The 15,715-nt window shown below is 64.1% G+C and carries 17 protein-coding genes; 15 read left to right on the top strand and 2 right to left on the bottom strand.

What is annotated here, in order from left to right; all coding sequences use genetic code 11:
• Positions 1-16 precede the first annotated feature (16 nt).
• The 14 genes from HK401_RS14275 to HK401_RS14210 all read left to right on the top strand — a co-directional run bounded on the left by HK401_RS14275 (position 17) and on the right by HK401_RS14210 (position 12,591).
• Positions 17-667, top strand: a complete 651-nt coding sequence (locus HK401_RS14275) for an L-threonylcarbamoyladenylate synthase (RefSeq protein ID WP_181275324.1) — start codon at positions 17-19, stop codon at positions 665-667.
• Positions 668-1,777, top strand: a complete 1,110-nt coding sequence (locus HK401_RS14270; RefSeq protein ID WP_166971389.1) for an MraY family glycosyltransferase — start codon at positions 668-670, stop codon at positions 1,775-1,777.
• On the top strand, positions 1,774-2,220 hold the full coding sequence (locus HK401_RS14265) for a Cg1360 family ATP-synthase-associated protein (RefSeq protein ID WP_181275323.1): 447 nt from the start codon (positions 1,774-1,776) through the stop codon (positions 2,218-2,220). Before HK401_RS14270 ends, HK401_RS14265 begins: the two co-directional genes overlap by 4 nt.
• A gap of 399 nt (positions 2,221-2,619) precedes the next feature.
• A complete protein-coding gene (gene atpB / locus HK401_RS14260; protein WP_181275452.1) occupies positions 2,620-3,366 on the top strand; it encodes a F0F1 ATP synthase subunit A in 747 nt (248 codons plus the stop codon).
• Positions 3,367-3,445: 79 nt separating this feature from the next.
• Positions 3,446-3,670, top strand: coding sequence for a F0F1 ATP synthase subunit C (gene atpE / locus HK401_RS14255; RefSeq protein ID WP_101572413.1), 225 nt, complete (start codon positions 3,446-3,448; stop codon positions 3,668-3,670).
• 19 nt (positions 3,671-3,689) lie between these two features.
• The gene (locus HK401_RS14250; RefSeq protein WP_181275322.1) at positions 3,690-4,241 is read left to right on the top strand and encodes a F0F1 ATP synthase subunit B; all 552 of its coding nucleotides are present in this window, start codon (positions 3,690-3,692) and stop codon (positions 4,239-4,241) included.
• Positions 4,241-5,047 (top strand): F0F1 ATP synthase subunit delta, encoded by an 807-nt coding sequence (locus tag HK401_RS14245; protein WP_181275321.1) that lies wholly within the window; start codon positions 4,241-4,243, stop codon positions 5,045-5,047. The genes HK401_RS14250 and HK401_RS14245 overlap by 1 nt, the downstream gene beginning before the upstream one ends.
• A gap of 81 nt (positions 5,048-5,128) precedes the next feature.
• A complete protein-coding gene (atpA, locus tag HK401_RS14240; protein WP_181275320.1) occupies positions 5,129-6,763 on the top strand; it encodes a F0F1 ATP synthase subunit alpha in 1,635 nt (544 codons plus the stop codon).
• A gap of 31 nt (positions 6,764-6,794) precedes the next feature.
• On the top strand, positions 6,795-7,727 hold the full coding sequence (locus tag HK401_RS14235; protein WP_181275319.1) for a F0F1 ATP synthase subunit gamma: 933 nt from the start codon (positions 6,795-6,797) through the stop codon (positions 7,725-7,727).
• Positions 7,728-7,753: 26 nt separating this feature from the next.
• The gene (atpD, locus tag HK401_RS14230; protein WP_181275318.1) at positions 7,754-9,202 is read left to right on the top strand and encodes a F0F1 ATP synthase subunit beta; all 1,449 of its coding nucleotides are present in this window, start codon (positions 7,754-7,756) and stop codon (positions 9,200-9,202) included.
• Positions 9,203-9,205: 3 nt separating this feature from the next.
• Positions 9,206-9,466: a F0F1 ATP synthase subunit epsilon gene (locus HK401_RS14225; protein WP_166971406.1), complete on the top strand. Its 261-nt coding sequence runs from the start codon at positions 9,206-9,208 to the stop codon at positions 9,464-9,466.
• Between the two features lie 22 nt (positions 9,467-9,488).
• A complete protein-coding gene (locus tag HK401_RS14220) occupies positions 9,489-9,956 on the top strand; it encodes a DUF2550 domain-containing protein (RefSeq protein WP_135538628.1) in 468 nt (155 codons plus the stop codon).
• A complete protein-coding gene (murA, locus tag HK401_RS14215) occupies positions 9,956-11,269 on the top strand; it encodes a UDP-N-acetylglucosamine 1-carboxyvinyltransferase (RefSeq protein ID WP_181275317.1) in 1,314 nt (437 codons plus the stop codon). The genes HK401_RS14220 and murA overlap by 1 nt, the downstream gene beginning before the upstream one ends.
• Positions 11,270-11,712: 443 nt before the next feature.
• Positions 11,713-12,591 carry a putative endonuclease domain-containing protein gene (locus tag HK401_RS14210; protein ID WP_181275316.1) on the top strand — a complete coding sequence of 293 codons (879 nt, stop codon included), beginning with the start codon at positions 11,713-11,715 and terminating at the stop codon, positions 12,589-12,591.
• Between the two features lie 276 nt (positions 12,592-12,867).
• Here HK401_RS14210 and nucS read toward each other — a convergent pair whose 3' ends face one another.
• Complete coding sequence (gene nucS, locus HK401_RS14205; protein ID WP_181275315.1) at positions 12,868-13,563, bottom strand: endonuclease NucS; 696 nt, start codon at positions 13,561-13,563, stop codon at positions 12,868-12,870.
• A gap of 30 nt (positions 13,564-13,593) precedes the next feature.
• Between nucS and HK401_RS21250 the strand changes: the two genes are divergently transcribed.
• On the top strand, positions 13,594-13,890 hold the full coding sequence (locus HK401_RS21250) for an Rv1322 family protein (protein ID WP_507134199.1): 297 nt from the start codon (positions 13,594-13,596) through the stop codon (positions 13,888-13,890).
• Positions 13,891-14,056: 166 nt separating this feature from the next.
• Here the strand turns inward: HK401_RS21250 and HK401_RS14200 are convergent, their stop codons facing one another.
• Positions 14,057-15,703: a coiled-coil domain-containing protein gene (locus HK401_RS14200; protein WP_181275314.1), complete on the bottom strand. Its 1,647-nt coding sequence runs from the start codon at positions 15,701-15,703 to the stop codon at positions 14,057-14,059.
• Positions 15,704-15,715: the final 12 nt, after the last annotated feature.

Genomic DNA, 15,715 nt, shown 5'->3' with positions numbered 1-15,715 from the left:
TCGAAACGGAGAACTCGTGTCGAGACGATTCGACGTCAGCCAAGCCGATATCCGCGACCTCGTCTTCGACGAGTGTGCGCGTGTGGCCGACACGGGCAGTCTGCTCGTCATCCCCACCGACACCGTCTACGGGATCGCCGCGGATGCCTTCAGCGCCTCCGCGGTCGCGGCCCTGCTCGCAGCGAAGGGCCGCGGGCGCGACATGCCTCCACCGGTCCTCGTTCCCCGCTCGGAGACGATCTTCGGTCTCATCGACGGCGTCGATGAGACTCTGCTGGCACTCACCGCCGAATTCTGGCCCGGTCCGCTGACGATCATCGCGAACGCGCAGCCCTCGCTCGACTGGGACCTCGGTGACACCCACGGAACCGTGGCCGTGCGCATGCCCGACGACGAATACGCCCTGGCCCTGCTCGCCCGGACCGGGCCTCTGGCCGTCTCGAGTGCGAACATCTCCGGCCGACCGGCCGCTCAGAACGCCGACGATGCGCAGGAGATGCTCGGAGACGACGTCGACATCTACGTCGACGGGGGAGCCCGCGAGTCGGGGATGTCCTCGACGATCATCGACCTCAGCGGCGACACCCCGCGCATCGTCCGGCCCGGACCGATTACTGCCGATCAGCTGCGCGAGATCGTCCCCGACCTCATCGACCTGGACGGCTGAGTGCGCGCCTACCTGTTCATCCTCATCGTCTCCGCCCTCGTGGCGTACCTGCTGACCCCGATGGTCAAGCGGGTGGCCGAGCGGGGGCGGATCTTCTCACCTCTGCGGGCCCGCGACGTGCATTCCGTCCCCACGCCGAGGTTGGGCGGAGTGGCGATGTTCGGTGGGCTGATCGTCGGCCTCGTCTTCGCCTCCCAGACGCCGTTCCTGCAGCGGATCTTCGTCGAACCCGGTCCGATCATCGGCATCGCCGGAGCCGCCGGACTGCTCTGTCTGCTCGGCGTCATCGATGACATCTGGGATCTCCATTGGATGGCCAAGCTCGCCGGACAGGCGCTGGCCGCCGGCTTCATGGCCATCAAGGGCGTGGCGCTGCTGTCCATCCCCTTCGGAGGAGTCATCATCGGCTCCCCGCGGATGTCGCTCATCATCACCGTCCTCGTCGTCCTCGTGACGATCAACGCCGTCAACTTCGTCGACGGACTCGACGGTCTGGCCGCCGGCGTTGTCGCGATCGGGGGCATCGCGTTCTTCATCTACTCCTACTGGCTCGCCCGCGATGCCTCACCGGAGTCGTATGCCAACCTCGCCTCGCTCATCATCGCGATCCTCGTGGGAGCGTGCTTGGGCTTCCTGCCGCACAACTTCAACCCCGCGCGGATCTTCATGGGCGACTCGGGATCGATGCTCATCGGCCTGCTGCTCGCCGCCTCGACGATTCGGGTGACCGGGCAGGTCGACCCTGCCCTCATCGGTCAGGAGAGGGCATTCGCCACCTTCATGCCGATCATTCTGCCGATCGCCGTGATGTTCCTGCCGCTGCTCGACCTCGGGCTGGCGGTGGTGCGCCGTCTGCGTGCCGGGCAGTCACCGTTCTCCGCCGACGCCAAACACCTCCACCATAGGATGCTGCGGCTCGGCCACTCACACGCTCGTGCCGTACTCATCCTCTATACCTGGACCGCGCTCATCGCCTTCGGTTCGGTGCTGCTCCTGTTCAAAGGGTGGTTCTTCGTCGCCTGCGTCATCGGCGGCCTGGTCGCCATCACTCTGATCTTCACGTTCTACCCCCTGCGAATGCGTCAGAAAGCCAGAGAGGAAATCTCGTGACAGACCCGACACCGCGCCCCGAGACCGAAGTCGAAGCCGCTTGGACCAGGGTCTGGAGGTCGCTGCTCGTGCGCGGCATCGTACTCGTCATCGTCGTCGCCGCCCTCGGCATGGGCATCGGCAGGCTCGCTGCGGGCACGCCCGGTCTCGTCGGGGGAGCCGTGGGAGGGGGACTGGCCGCGGTCTTCATCATCATCACGCTGGTGACCATGTACCTGGGTCGGAACATGGGACTGACGACCATCGCCGGACTGCTCGGCGTCGGCTTCCTGTTCAAAGCCTTCATCTTCATGATCGTCATCTGGCGGATCAAGGACGCGACCTGGCTCGACGGAACCGTGGCGTTCCTGACCATCGTCGTCGCCGTGCTCGGCAGCTCCATCGTCGAGGCGGTCACCGTCGTCAAGGGACGCGTCCCCTACGTCGATCCGGACGCGAAGTAGGGGGTGTGACAGCGGGCTTCCGGTTCGGCTGTCCTCGCCGGGACGTATCGTCGGCAGCGTGCCGGTTCTGATTCGAACGGCCGATCAGCTGACTGTTCGGTAACCCCTGCGAAGCCCCTGTCGACCAGGTGATGACGTGTCGGATAAAATCGCTGACAGAAATTGCACAGAGAAGCCTGATGAATTTGTCGGTGACTCTCTACAATTGGTAGAGTAGTTGCGGTGCTAGGGCGCAAGTTCGCCCTCTGTCGCTCCTGAACCTCAAGCCGTGCGTTGACTGCGCGGCCAAGGCCAGGCCATCAAGGCCCTTGACCATGGGAGAGAAATAACAACGTGGGAACACTCAACGCCGCGAACACAACGATCAGTGCTGCTGAAGGCGGCTTTCACGCGCCATCGATGGCGGAATTCTTTCCGGCGGCATTCCTCTTCGAGGGCACTCCGTTCGAGATGAATCGCGTGATGGCCATCCGTATCCTCGCTACGGTGGCCGTCGTCATCCTCCTCGCGGTGTGGGCCAAGCGGATGAAGCTCGTTCCCACGCGCTTCCAGTCGGCGATGGAACTCGCCATGGAATTCGTCACCGTCGGCATCGCCGAGGACACGATGGGCAAGGACAAGGCGAAGAAGTTCATGCCGCTCATCGTGGCGATCTTCTTCGGCATCCTGTTCTGGAACGTCACGAAGCTCATCCCGTTCCTCAACATGCCCGGCACCGGCGTCATCGGACTGCCGATCGTCCTCACGCTCGTCGTCTACGTGACCTACCACTGGGCAGGCATCGCCGAGAAGGGCCTCGGCCGCTACCTCAAGGATGCGCTCATCCTGCCCGGCGTTCCGCCGGCCATGCACATCCTGCTCATCCCGATCGAATTCATCACGAAGTTCGTCACCCAGCCGTTCACGCTTGCCATTCGACTCTTCGCGAACATGATGGTCGGCCACCTGCTGCTCGTCCTCTGCTTCTCGGCGACCAGCTTCTTCCTCTTCGACGCGTCGAACGGGTTCCAGTTCTTCTCCATCCTCACCTTCGCTGGAGGAATGTTCGTCTTCCTCCTCGAGATGCTGGTCGTCGTCCTGCAGGCGTACATCTTCGCTCTGCTTGCCTGCGTCTACATCAATGCCGCTATCTCGGACGACCACTGAGATAGCTCCCAGAACCGTAACTCACGAGTTGCACGGTCGGGCCAACCACCCGACTCCATTATGAAAGGAAAAGCATCCTATGGATATGCTCGCCGCAGTTGAAGGTAGCGTTTCGACGATCGGTTACGGCCTCGCCGCCATCGGTCCCGGTATCGGTGTCGGTATCGTCATCGGCAAGACCATCGAGGGAACTGCTCGTCAGCCCGAGATGGCCGGCGCCCTGCGCGGAAACATGTTCCTCGGTATCGCTCTGATCGAGGCCCTGGCCCTCATCGGTATCGCCACCCCGTTCTTCCTGCCCTGATCTCGAAGAGGACTGAAAGATGACTCCGGTTACCATCGTCGCATCCGAGGAGAACCCGCTTCTCCCCGCGCTGTACGACATCGTCTGGAGTGCCGTCTGCCTGCTGATCGTCTTCCTGGTTGTCTGGAAGTACGTCCTGCCGGCCTTCAACAAGACCCTCGATGAGCGCGCCGAGCGCATTCAGGGGGGCATTGAGAAGGCTGAGAAGGTCCAGGCCGAAGCCGATCAGGCTCTGGCCGAGTATCAGAAGCAGCTCGCCGACGGTCGTGCAGAGGCTGCACGACTGCGCGCCGAGGCTCAGGAAGAGGGCGCTCAGATCATCGCCGACATGAAGGCGCAGGCTCATACCGAGGCTGATCGCATCATCGCAACGGCACAGACCCAGATCGACGCCGAACGCCAGGCCGCCATGGTGCAGCTGCGTTCCGAGGTCGGCACCCTGGCCACGGACCTGGCTTCGCGCATCGTCGGTGAGTCGCTCACCGATGATCAGCGCTCGGCCAACGTGGTCGATCGCTTCATCGCCGATCTCGAGTCCGACTCCTCCGCACAGCCGGTCAAGGGGGCGTGATGCTCCAGTCGAGCAGACTGTCCCTGCAGGCCGTTCTCGAAACCGCGAACTCCGAGATCTCGGCGGGCGACCCCCGAGGCATCGGTGAAGGCACACTCGCCGTCGTGGGAGTGCTGGCGGAGAGTGTCGGGCTGCGCAAGGCCTTGGCGGACTCGTCCGAGTCGGCCGAGAAGAAGCAGCAGCTGCTGCGGACTCTGTTCTCGACTCGGACCGGCGATGCGGTTCTGCGCATCGTGGATGCGGCCGTCGGCCAGCGGTGGGCTCGGACCCAGGATCTGGTCACGAGCCTGGAAGTCGCAGGCGTGACTTCCGTGGCAGCCGCTGCCCAGGGCAATGGCGAACTCGGTCAGGTCGAAGAGGAAGTCTTCCGTTTCGCGCGCCTGCTGGAATCGGAGCACGGACTCGCTCGTGCTCTCGATTCGGACGCGCCGGCGGAGACCAAGCGGAGCCTCGTCTCCGATCTGCTCTCCGGCAAGGCCAGCCCCGACACCATCACCCTGATCGTTCAGGCGGCACTGCATCCGCGCGGCCTCCGCGTGGCGACCGCACTCGATCAGTACAGCGACATCCTCGCGGCCCGGCAGCAGCGCTCGGTTGCGGACGTCACCGTCGCCAAGCCGCTGACCGAGGCGCAGACCGAGAAGCTGCAGTCGGCCCTGTCGGCGAGCTACGGTCGCGAACTCGTGCTCAATGTTCAGGTCGACCCCAGTGTCCTCGGGGGAGTCCGGGTCCAGGTCGGCGACGAGATGATGAACTCCACCGTGGCCGATCGACTGGCCGATGTGCAGCGCAAGCTCGCAGGTTGACACAAGTGGCCGGCTCCTCCGGCATAGGCGGCCCACCGGTCGTCGGACGCAAGATTTGAGTAAAGGAAGCAGGGAAACCAGATGGCGGAACTGACAATTCGCCCGGAAGAGATCCGGGACGCTCTCGGGAAGTTCGTTGATTCGTACAACCCGGAGAGCTCGGAGAAGACCGAGGTCGGCAAGGTCGTCACCGCTGGTGACGGCATCGCCCACGTCTCCGGTCTGCCCGGAACCATGGCCAACGAACTCCTCCGTTTCGAAGACGGCACCCTGGGTCTGGCCCAGAACCTCGACGAACGGGAGATCGGCGTCGTCATCCTCGGTGAATTCTCCGGAATCGCCGAAGAACAGAACGTCTACCGCACCGGCGAGGTCCTCTCGATCCCGGTCGGCGACGGATACCTCGGTCGCGTCGTCGATCCGCTGGGTCGTCCCGTCGACGGTCTCGGCGACATCGAAACCGTCGGTCGTCGTGAGCTCGAGCTCCAGGCCGCAGGCGTGATGGATCGCCAGGAAGTGCGCGAGCCGATGCAGACTGGCTACAAGAGCATCGACGCGATGATCCCGGTGGGACGCGGACAGCGTCAGCTGATCATCGGCGACCGCAAGACCGGTAAGACCGCTCTGGCCATCGACACGATCATCAATCAGAAGGCCAACTGGGAGACCGGCGACCCGAAGAAGCAGGTCCGCTGCATCTACGTCGCCGTCGGCCAGAAGGGCTCCACGATCGCCGGCGTCCGCCGCAGCCTCGAAGAGGCCGGCGCGCTCGAATACACGACGATCGTGTCCTCGCCCGCTTCCGACCCCGCCGGCTACAAGTACCTGGCGCCCTACGCCGGTTCTGCCATCGGTCAGCACTGGATGTACGACGGCAAGCACGTCCTCATCGTGTTCGACGACCTGTCGAAGCAGGCCGAGGCCTACCGTGCGGTGTCGCTGCTCCTGCGTCGTCCGCCGGGCCGCGAGGCCTACCCGGGTGACGTCTTCTACCTGCACTCGCGTCTGCTCGAACGCTGCGCGAAGCTCTCCGACGAGCTCGGCGGCGGTTCGATGACCGGTCTGCCGATCATCGAGACCAAGGCCAACGACGTCGGAGCGTTCATCCCGACCAACGTCATCTCGATCACCGACGGTCAGATCTTCCTGCAGTCGGACCTCTTCAACGCCGGTCAGCGCCCCGCTGTCGACGTCGGTGTGTCCGTCTCCCGCGTTGGCGGTGCCGCACAGACGAAGGCGCTCAAGGGCGTCTCCGGAACGCTGAAGATCTCGCTGGCTCAGTACCGGTCGCTCGAGGCGTTTGCGATGTTCGCCTCCGACCTCGACGAGGCCACGAAGCGCGATCTGGCTCGCGGCGCACGTCTGACCGAGCTGCTCAAGCAGGGTCAGTACGCTCCGATGCCGTTCGAGAAGCAGACCGTGTCGATCTTCGCCGGCACCAACGGCTACCTCGACGAGATCCCTGTCGAGGATGTCCTGCGGTACGAATCCGAGCTCCACGAGTACATCGAACGCAAGACCGGGATCTTCACGACCATTCGTGAGACCCTCAAGCTCGATGACGACACCACCGAAGAGCTCAAGTCCGCTCTGGCCGGATTCTCCGAAGAGTTCGTCAGCTCGGATCAGGGTGGATCGAAGGCCGGCAGCGAAGACACCGCCGCTGCCTCTGCGGATGATGTCGAGCAGGAGCAGATCGTTCGGCAGAAGCGTTGAACCTGTTCCGTAACGGCGAAAGGAAGAACTGATGGGAGCCCAGCAGAGGGTCTTCAAACAGAAGATCCGCTCGACACAGTCCTTGAGGAAGATCTTCAAGGCGATGGAGCTCATCGCTGCTTCGCGGATTCAGAAGGCCATCGCCCGCTCACAGGCGGCGAGCCCGTATGCGAACGCCCTGACCCGCGCGGTCTCGGCGGTCGCAAGCGAGTCTAACGTCGATCACGTGCTGACCACGGAATCGGAGAACGTGAATCGGGCCGCAGTGCTTGTCATGGGACCCGACCGTGGATTCGCGGGAGCCTATTCCGCGAATCTGCTGCGCGAGGCCGAAGAGCTTGTCCGACTTCTGCACGACGAGGGCAAGGACGTGAAGCTGTTCACGGTCGGCGGCAAGGCGAAGAACTACTACACCTTCCGCGATCGTCCGATCGAACGCGCCTGGACCGGCTTCTCCGAGAACCCGACCGCCGAGGTGGCTCGGGAGATCGGTGAGGCACTGTTGGAGGACTTCGATCCGGAGAATCCTGACGCGGGTCTCGACGAGATCTACATCGTCTTCACGAAGTTCGTCTCGAGCGTCAATCACGATCCCGAGTACCGGCGACTTCTGCCGCTCGAGGTCGTCGACGCCGACGAGGCGAGCACGGGTGGAGCGGCCGAGTCGACCGATGATGGCGCTGCGTTCCCTCTCTACGAGTTCGAACCCAGTGCGGAAGCCGTGCTCGACGCATTGCTGCCGCGGTACATCGATTCGCGTATCCTCTCGGCGCTGCTGAGCGCATCGGCCTCCGAGCAGGCCTCGCGCCAGGCCGCGATGAAGACGGCCACGGACAACGCGGACGATCTCATCAAGACCTACACCCGGTTGGCCAATACGGCTCGCCAGGCGGAAATCACCCAGGAACTCACCGAGATCGTCGGTGGGGCGGATGCCCTCGCGGCATCGGCAGCCGGCGACTGACCGGCGAGAGCAGAGAGAAAGAGACCATGACTGCCACAGCAACGGAAACCTCTCCGGCACAGGGCACAGCCCTCGGTCGGATTTCCCGAGTCATCGGCCCGGTTGTCGACATCGAGTTCCCGCTCGACTCCGTGCCAGAGATCTACAACGCACTGACCACCTCGGTGGAGCTGTCCGAAGGCACCCGCAAGCTGACCTTCGAGGTCGGCCTCCAGCTGGGCAACGGACTCGTCCGCGCCGTGTCGCTGCAGCCGACCGACGGCCTGGTCCGCGGTCAGGAAGTCGTCGACACCGGTGCACCGATCTCGGTGCCCGTCGGTGACGTCACCAAGCACCACGTGTGGAACACCACCGGTGACTGCCTCAACCTCGCCGACGGTGAGCAGCTCGAGATCTCCGAGCGCTGGCCCATCCACCGCCCGGCACCGGCCTTCGATGAGCTCGAGTCGAAGACCGAGATGCTCGAGGTCGGCATCAAGAGCATCGACCTCCTGACCCCCTACGTGCAGGGTGGAAAGATCGGTCTGTTCGGCGGCGCCGGCGTCGGCAAGACCGTGCTCATCCAGGAGATGATCTTCCGCATCGCTCACAACCATTCGGGCACCTCGGTGTTCGCCGGTGTGGGTGAGCGCACCCGTGAGGGCAACGACCTCATCATGGAGATGGACGAGGCGGGCGTGTTCAAGGACACCGCACTGGTCTTCGGGCAGATGGACGAGCCGCCAGGCACCCGTCTGCGCGTGGCCCTGGCGGCCCTGACCATGGCGGAATACTTCCGCGATGTGCAGAACCAAGACGTGCTGCTGTTCATCGACAACATCTTCCGTTTCACCCAGGCCGGCTCCGAGGTCTCGACCCTGCTGGGTCGCATGCCCTCCGCCGTGGGCTACCAGCCCAACCTGGCTGACGAGATGGGTCTGCTTCAGGAGCGGATCACCTCGACGCGGGGTCACTCGATCACCTCGATGCAGGCGATCTACGTCCCCGCCGACGATTACACGGACCCGGCACCGGCCACGACGTTCGCTCACCTCGATGCGACCACCGAGCTCAGCCGTGACATCGCTTCCCGTGGTCTGTACCCCGCGATCGACCCGCTGGCTTCGTCCTCGCGCATCCTCGATCCGCTGATCGTCGGTGACGAGCACTACCGCGTGGCCAACGAGGTCAAGGCGATCCTGCAGAAGAACAAGGAGCTGCAGGACATCATCGCCATCCTCGGCGTCGACGAACTCGGTGAAGAGGACAAGCTCGTCGTTCACCGCGCCCGTCGCATCGAGCAGTTCCTCTCGCAGAACACCTACACCGCTGAGAAGTTCACTCAGGTTCCCGGTTCGACTGTGCCGCTTGCCGACACGATCGAAGGCTTCTCGAAGATCTGCTCCGGCGAGGTCGACCACATCCCGGAGCAGGCGTTCTTCAACGTCGGCGGCCTGGACGATGTGATGCGCAACTACGAAGAGATGCAGAAGTAAGCCATGGCGACACTCGAAGTGAATGTCGTGGCTGCCGATCGCGAAGTGTGGGTCGGTGAGGCCAAGCGCGTCATCGCCCGCACTCTCGACGGCGAGATCGGCATCCTGGCAGGTCATGAGCCTGTCCTGGGTGTCGTCGCCGATGGCGAGGCGCGGATTCTCACCACCGGTGAGGAGACCATCAGGGTCAAGGCTGATGGTGGTTTCCTCTCGGTGGAGAACAATCGCGTGATCATTGCCGCTGATCAGGCCGAACTTCTCTGATCTGCGCGTTACACTGGCAACCGTGAACCCTTCTGTCCTGCTGATCGTTCTGCTCTCATTGGTAGGACTAGCGCTTGCTCTGATCGTCGTCGTGACGATCCGACGCAGGTCGATCTCGAAGCTCTCGGGTGCTTTCGACTGTTCCATCAACGTGGGCGAGGAGTATTCTTCTCGCCCACGTTGGCGTTTGGGTGTCGCGGTCTTCTCGGTAGCGTCCCTGGACTGGTATCCGGTGTTCGCTTTGACCCGGCGGGCGGCATTCCGGTTGCCGCGGGCCGACCTCGACATCCTCGTGCGGCGCAAGCCGACCTCGGGGGAGCAGTACTCGGTTCTGCCCGATGCCGTCGTCGTCGACTGCTCCTACGGCAAGGCGGATGGTCGTCCGCGTTCGGTGTCGTTGGCGATGGACACCGAGTCGCTGTCCACGATGGCCTCGTGGCTGGAGTCCTCGCCTCCCGGTTTCAATCCGACGATGGGACGTTTCACCTGATGGATGTCTTCCGTTTGACAGGTCCGTCGCGTCTGCACGGCGTCATCGACGTCAGGGGCGCGAAGAACAGTGTTCTCAAGCTCATGGCGGCCAGCCTGCTGGCCGTCGGTCGGACTACTATCACGAATGTTCCTGCGATCCTCGATGTGAGGATCATGGTCGAACTCCTCGTACGGCTCGGCTGCGAAGTCGACTACGATTCCGCAGCCGGGGTTGTGAGCATCGATGTGCCCGACGAGGTCGGGATCCGAGCCGACTACGAACTGGTCCGTGCGATGCGCGCGTCGATCTCCGTGCTCGGCCCGCTGACCGCGCGAATGCGCGCAGCCCACGTCGCTCTTCCCGGTGGCGACGCCATCGGTTCGCGCGGCCTCGACATGCACCAAGCCGGGCTCGAAGCCCTCGGCGCCGAGGTACACCTCGATCATGGCTATTTCGTCGCCGAAGCCCCCGACGGTCTGCGCGGAACCGAGATCGTCCTCGAATTTCCCTCGGTGGGAGCCACCGAGAACCTCGTCATGGCCGCCACGCTGGCGCAGGGATCGACGACGATCTCGAATGCCGCCCGCGAACCGGAGATCGTCGACATCTGCACGATGCTCGTCGAGATGGGCGCGGACATCGACGGCATCGGAACCTCCGAACTCACCATCACCGGCGTCTCAGCGCTGCGACCGGTGACCCACCGGACGGTGGGCGACCGCATCGTCGCCGGCACGTTCGCCTTCGGCGCCGCACTCAGCGGCGGCGACGTCACCGTTCGCGGCGTCGGGCTCGAACTCATGCCGAACATCGGGCTCAAGCTCAGGGATTCCGGGGCGAGCGTCGATGACCTCGGTGAGATCAGCCTCGGCGATGGGACCATCGGTCACGGCTTCCGCGTGATCGGAGCCGAACGTCCGCATGCGATCAGGGTCGCCACCATGCCGTTCCCCGGTTTCCCCACCGACCTCCAGCCGTTCGTCATCGCCCTCAACTCGGTGTCCGACGGCATCGGACTGCTCTCGGAGAATCTGTTCGAGGCTCGGTGGCGATTCGTCCAGGAGATCGCCCGCCTCGGCGCGAAGGTGCGCATCGACGGCAACCATGCGCTCGTCACCGGCAGTGAGAGCCTCTCCGGCGCCGAAGTCGAGGCCTCGGATATCCGCGCCGGGGCCGGTCTCGTCATGGCTGCCCTGCGTGCCGGGGGAGTGACCGAGGTGTCGGGCATCGATCACATCGAGCGCGGCTACGAGAACTTCGTGGCCAACCTGCGCAGCCTCGGCGTCGACATCGAACGCGTCGAGAAGCGCGACGTCCTCAGTTTCGAGTAGCCCGCCACCCACGATCGGGCCCCGCCAGACTTGCCCAGGCTCTTCTTCGCTACGCTCATTCAAGCCGACGCGCGTCTGTCGAGTCGTCTTTTGCTCGTTCAAGCCGGAGCGCGTCTGTGGAACGGTCGACGGCTCGCGATGTGCGCTTCCCCTTGAACGAGGTCTGCCGACGGTTGCATTTCTCCCCGCAGACAGCTCTATAGCGCCACTTCGTCAGCGTGCAGGACGTAGAACTCGCCACCTGTGCGCACGAGTCGATGATTATCCACAGGGCGAATTCTCGGGGTGGCCACGGCACGGTCCGGTCGCTCATGCTGGGTGGCATGTATGGATGTCTGACGACGGCCGCTCTCAACGCCGCGGGGTGGGACTGTCATCGAATCAAAGCGGCTGAGCGATGCTGTCTGCGGCGGCTGGAACGGGGTCGCTACCTCGTCACGACAGTGTGTGACAATCCTGCACACAGCTTCGTCGCCGCGATCGCCGAGGCTTCCAGGACGACTCTGCCCAAGGAGGCGAAGGGCCAGCGCAAGCGTGCCGAGGATGTGAGGATCCTGGTCCGATCATATGTCGATCGCATTCCTCCGGACTCGGTGTTCTCCCACCGCAGCGCACTCGTCGTCCACGCCCTTCCGATTCCCTATATCGACCGGAGCGAGGTTTACGCTGAATCGGTCAATCCCCGCTACGGCGTGCGTCTGGCGAACATGCTGGTCAGGCGTCGGTCGATGGACAACGGTGCGCATGAGATCGTCAATGGGATTCCGGTCACGACCGTACTGCAGACAATGCTCGACATCGCTCGCGACTGCCCACTGGCATTCTCCGTGGCAGTGCTCGACTCCGCGGTGCGCGAATCGGTCCTGACGTCCAATGAGATCCGGACCTATTTCGAATCCCACCCGGTTCGCACTGGCACTCGGAAGATCCTGACCGCGCTCGACAACATCGACAGTCGCCGGGAGAGTGTGGCGGAGTCGATCTGCGCGGTGCGCTTCGTTGAGCATTCGATCTCCGGATTCGAACCGCAGGTCGACATCTGCGATGAGAGCGGCAAGCATCTGGCACGGACGGATTTCGCAGATGTCCGCGCCAAAGTGATCGCGGAGGTCGACGGAGCGGCGAAGTACCACCTCGACGGCGGCGATCCTCAGCAGTCGTTCGAACGCGAGAGGAGTCGCGAGTATACGCTCCGCAACGAAGGGTGGATGGTCTTTCGGATCCGCTGGAGCGAGCTGTTCACCGCCGACGCCTTTCTGCGCATCAAGGAAACTGTGCGCCGGCGCGTGGTCGTCGACGAGAGACGGCAGCGGGAAGTGTGATCCGCGACCTCGCTCAAGGCGGAAAACGTCTCTAGATCGGTGCATGACTCGACAGAGGTGTTCCGCCTTGAACGACGGCAGAGGACAGGCGCGTGTGGTCGACGGACGCGCGTGGCGTTGAACGACCGCAGAGGACAGGCGCGAGTGGTCGACGGACGCGCGTGGCCTTGAACGACGGCAGAGGTCCAGCGTTAAGGCGTGAGGTAGGACGGCGCGGCTCTGACCAGCCGAAGACCACCCCGGGCTGAGACAGCCGAAAAGAGGCACATCATCCGATCAGAAGAGGCGTGAATCCGGGTCGTCCATACCGCGCAGAGCGTCGTAGTCGAGGACGACGCAGCGGATGCCGCGGTCCTCGGCGAGCGTCCGCGCCTGGGGCTTGATCTCCTGAGCGGCGAATACCCCTTCGACAGGGCTGAGCAGAGGATCACGGTTCATCAGCTCGAGGTAGCGCGTGAGCTGTTCGACCCCATCGATGTCTCCGCGACGTTTGATCTCGATCGCTACGGACTTCTGCACGCTGTCCTTGGCCAGGATGTCGACCGGACCGATCGCTGTCATGTATTCGCGGCGGACGAGGCTGTATCCGGTGCCGAGGGTCTCGATATGCTCGGCCAACAGCTCCTGCAGATGCGCCTCGACGCCGTCTTTGACCAGACCGGGATCGACCCCGAACTCGTAGCTGTCATCGGAGATCACCTCGGCGATGGAGATGATGAGACGATCACCGGTCTTCGTCTGGGAGACCTCCCACAACTCGGTCAGACCGGCGGCCGTCTGCTCGGCGTCCGGCTCGACGTGCCGGATCGTACACGGGGGAGTCATCCAGTTGAGCGGCTTGTATGAACCGCCGTCGGAATGGATGAGGATCGACCCGTCTGCCTTGAGCATGATGAGGCGGGTAGCCATCGGGAGGTGGGCGGTCAGACGACCGGCATAATCAACGGAGCATTCGGCAATGACAAGACGCACGCGCTTCAGCCTACGTGAGACAATGGGCCAATGCCACGATCTTCATCCTCGCGTCTCACGAACAAATGGCAGCGGAGTCCCAGAGACCTCTCTGATGCGGTGTCCGGGATGCGCACCAGCCGCTCACTTTCGGACGGGACCTGGTCGGTGCAGACGGTGCGAGGCAGCGATTCCGGCAAGGTCTACGTGTGCCCCGGTTGCGGACGCGAGGTCAGTGCGTCCTCGACTCACATCGTCGCCTGGCGACAGGAGGCCAGGCACGGAGTGGAGATCGGAGTCGACAGCCGGCGGCACTGGCACCCGCGCTGCTTCGAACGCTTCAGATGATGAGGACGGTCGACGTGATCCGACAGCGACTCAGTGGAACGACGAAGGACGCACTGGGCCCATGAAGGACGCACTGGCCTCACTCAGGATGCAGCAGAACGGCGAAGGGACCCGCGAACGGGTCCCTTCGGTCTATTCATCCCTCAGCGATGCGATCGCTGCGAGTTCAGCGCAGCGAGTTGCGTGAACGGCTGGTCTTCGCGCTGTCCTTCTTCGAACCGGATACCTGAGCATCGATCGAGATGGTGTCCTCGTCGGTGGCTCCATTGGGCAGGTCGTCACCCTTCCCGCCCTGGTCAGCGGATTCATCGGAGGACTCAGCTGACTCCCCGTTCGTGCCGGCGGAGTCTTTCGAGCCGCTGGAGCTCGTGCCCTGCTGCGCCCCCTGGTGTCCCTGTGACTTCCCAGCGCTCTGACTGGTCTCGCTGTTTTGCGAATTCTTCTCGCCTGCGGACTCGGACTCGGTGCCAGCGGCAGCAGCCATCGTCGACGCATCGCCCTCTGCGGCGGAGTCGTCCGACGCGGCAGCGGCTCCGTCGGAGTCGCCACCGGACGAACCGTCCGAATCGGCGGAGTCCTCGGCCAGCAGATCCTCGAGCTCCTGACCGTCTGCGATCTGTTCGGTGGCGTGAGAGGCCGACTCGGCCTTTGCCGGATCGATGCTGTCGCCGCCCATGACACCGGGCATGGCGAACAGCGAACGCAGCTGATCGAGCTGTGCGGTGATGGTCTTGCGCTGCTTCGTGAGCAGATCCACCTGAGACTGAGCGGAAGCCACATTGCGCTTGGCTTCGGCGGCCGACTCCTCGATGGTGGCCTCTGCGGTGGCGCGAGCCTCGGTGATGAGGGCCTGAGCGCGGGACTTTCCATCGGCGATGATCTCGTCGGCCTTCTTCACGGCGTCCGTGCGCGTGGTCTCCGCGCGCTCCGCGGCCTCCTTGGCCTCAGCATCGGCCTTCGCCGCCCGTGCCTGGGCATCGTCGATGAGCTTCTTGTTCTCGGCCTGCGCCTCTTCGTAGCGCTTCTTGCGTTCGGATTCTGCGTCCTTGCGCTTGGCCGCGAGCTCGACGTCGAAGTCGTTGCCGGCCTTCTTCGACGCTTCATCGCGGGCCTTCGCGGCGGCGAGGAGTTCGTCGGCCTGAGCCTGCGCGGCCGCCACGGTCTCCTCGGCCTCGGTCTTCGCCGCGGCACGCAGATCGGCGCCTTCCTTCTCAGCGTTCGCACGCAGCTCGGAGAGCTCGAGGTCGAGGCTCTCGCGCGCTTCCTTGGCCGAAGCGGCATTGGCTTCCCTGGCCTGGTTGGTCTCTCGCTCGGTCGTCGCCTTGAGCTCGGCGGCGCGCTTCTCCGCGGCCTTGACGGTCTCCTCGGCGCGCAGCTCGGCCGACGAGATGATCGCATCGGCCTCGGACCGTGCATTGGACAGGGTGTCGTTGCTCTCGGTGTGCATCCGGGCGCGGGCGGACGCCGCCTCGGCGCGGGCCTTGTTGCGGATGGTCTCGGCATCGGAATTGGCCTGAGCCAGCGTTTCACGGGCCTGGGATTCGGCGATCTTGAGCAGGTGGTCGATGCGGCTGCCGGGAGGGCCCGAGGCCTCGGCATTGTCGTTCGCAGCCTTCTTCAGCTGGGCCTTCGCCTCCGAGAGCTCACCGGCGATCTGCAGCTTCGCCCGGTCGGCATTGATGACCTGGCTCCGCGCATCCGCCAGCGCTTTGCGGACCGACTCGACCTCGGTGCGCAGCTGCTGCAGGCGCGAATCGACTTCACTCTTTTCGTAGCCGCGCATCGCTGTGCGGAATTCTTCGGTGGGCGTCACTGAAGCGAACTC

Source organism: Brevibacterium oceani, from assembly GCF_013623835.1.
Taxonomy (GTDB): domain Bacteria; phylum Actinomycetota; class Actinomycetes; order Actinomycetales; family Brevibacteriaceae; genus Brevibacterium; species Brevibacterium oceani.
This window is presented reverse-complemented; position numbering and strand designations above follow the sequence as displayed.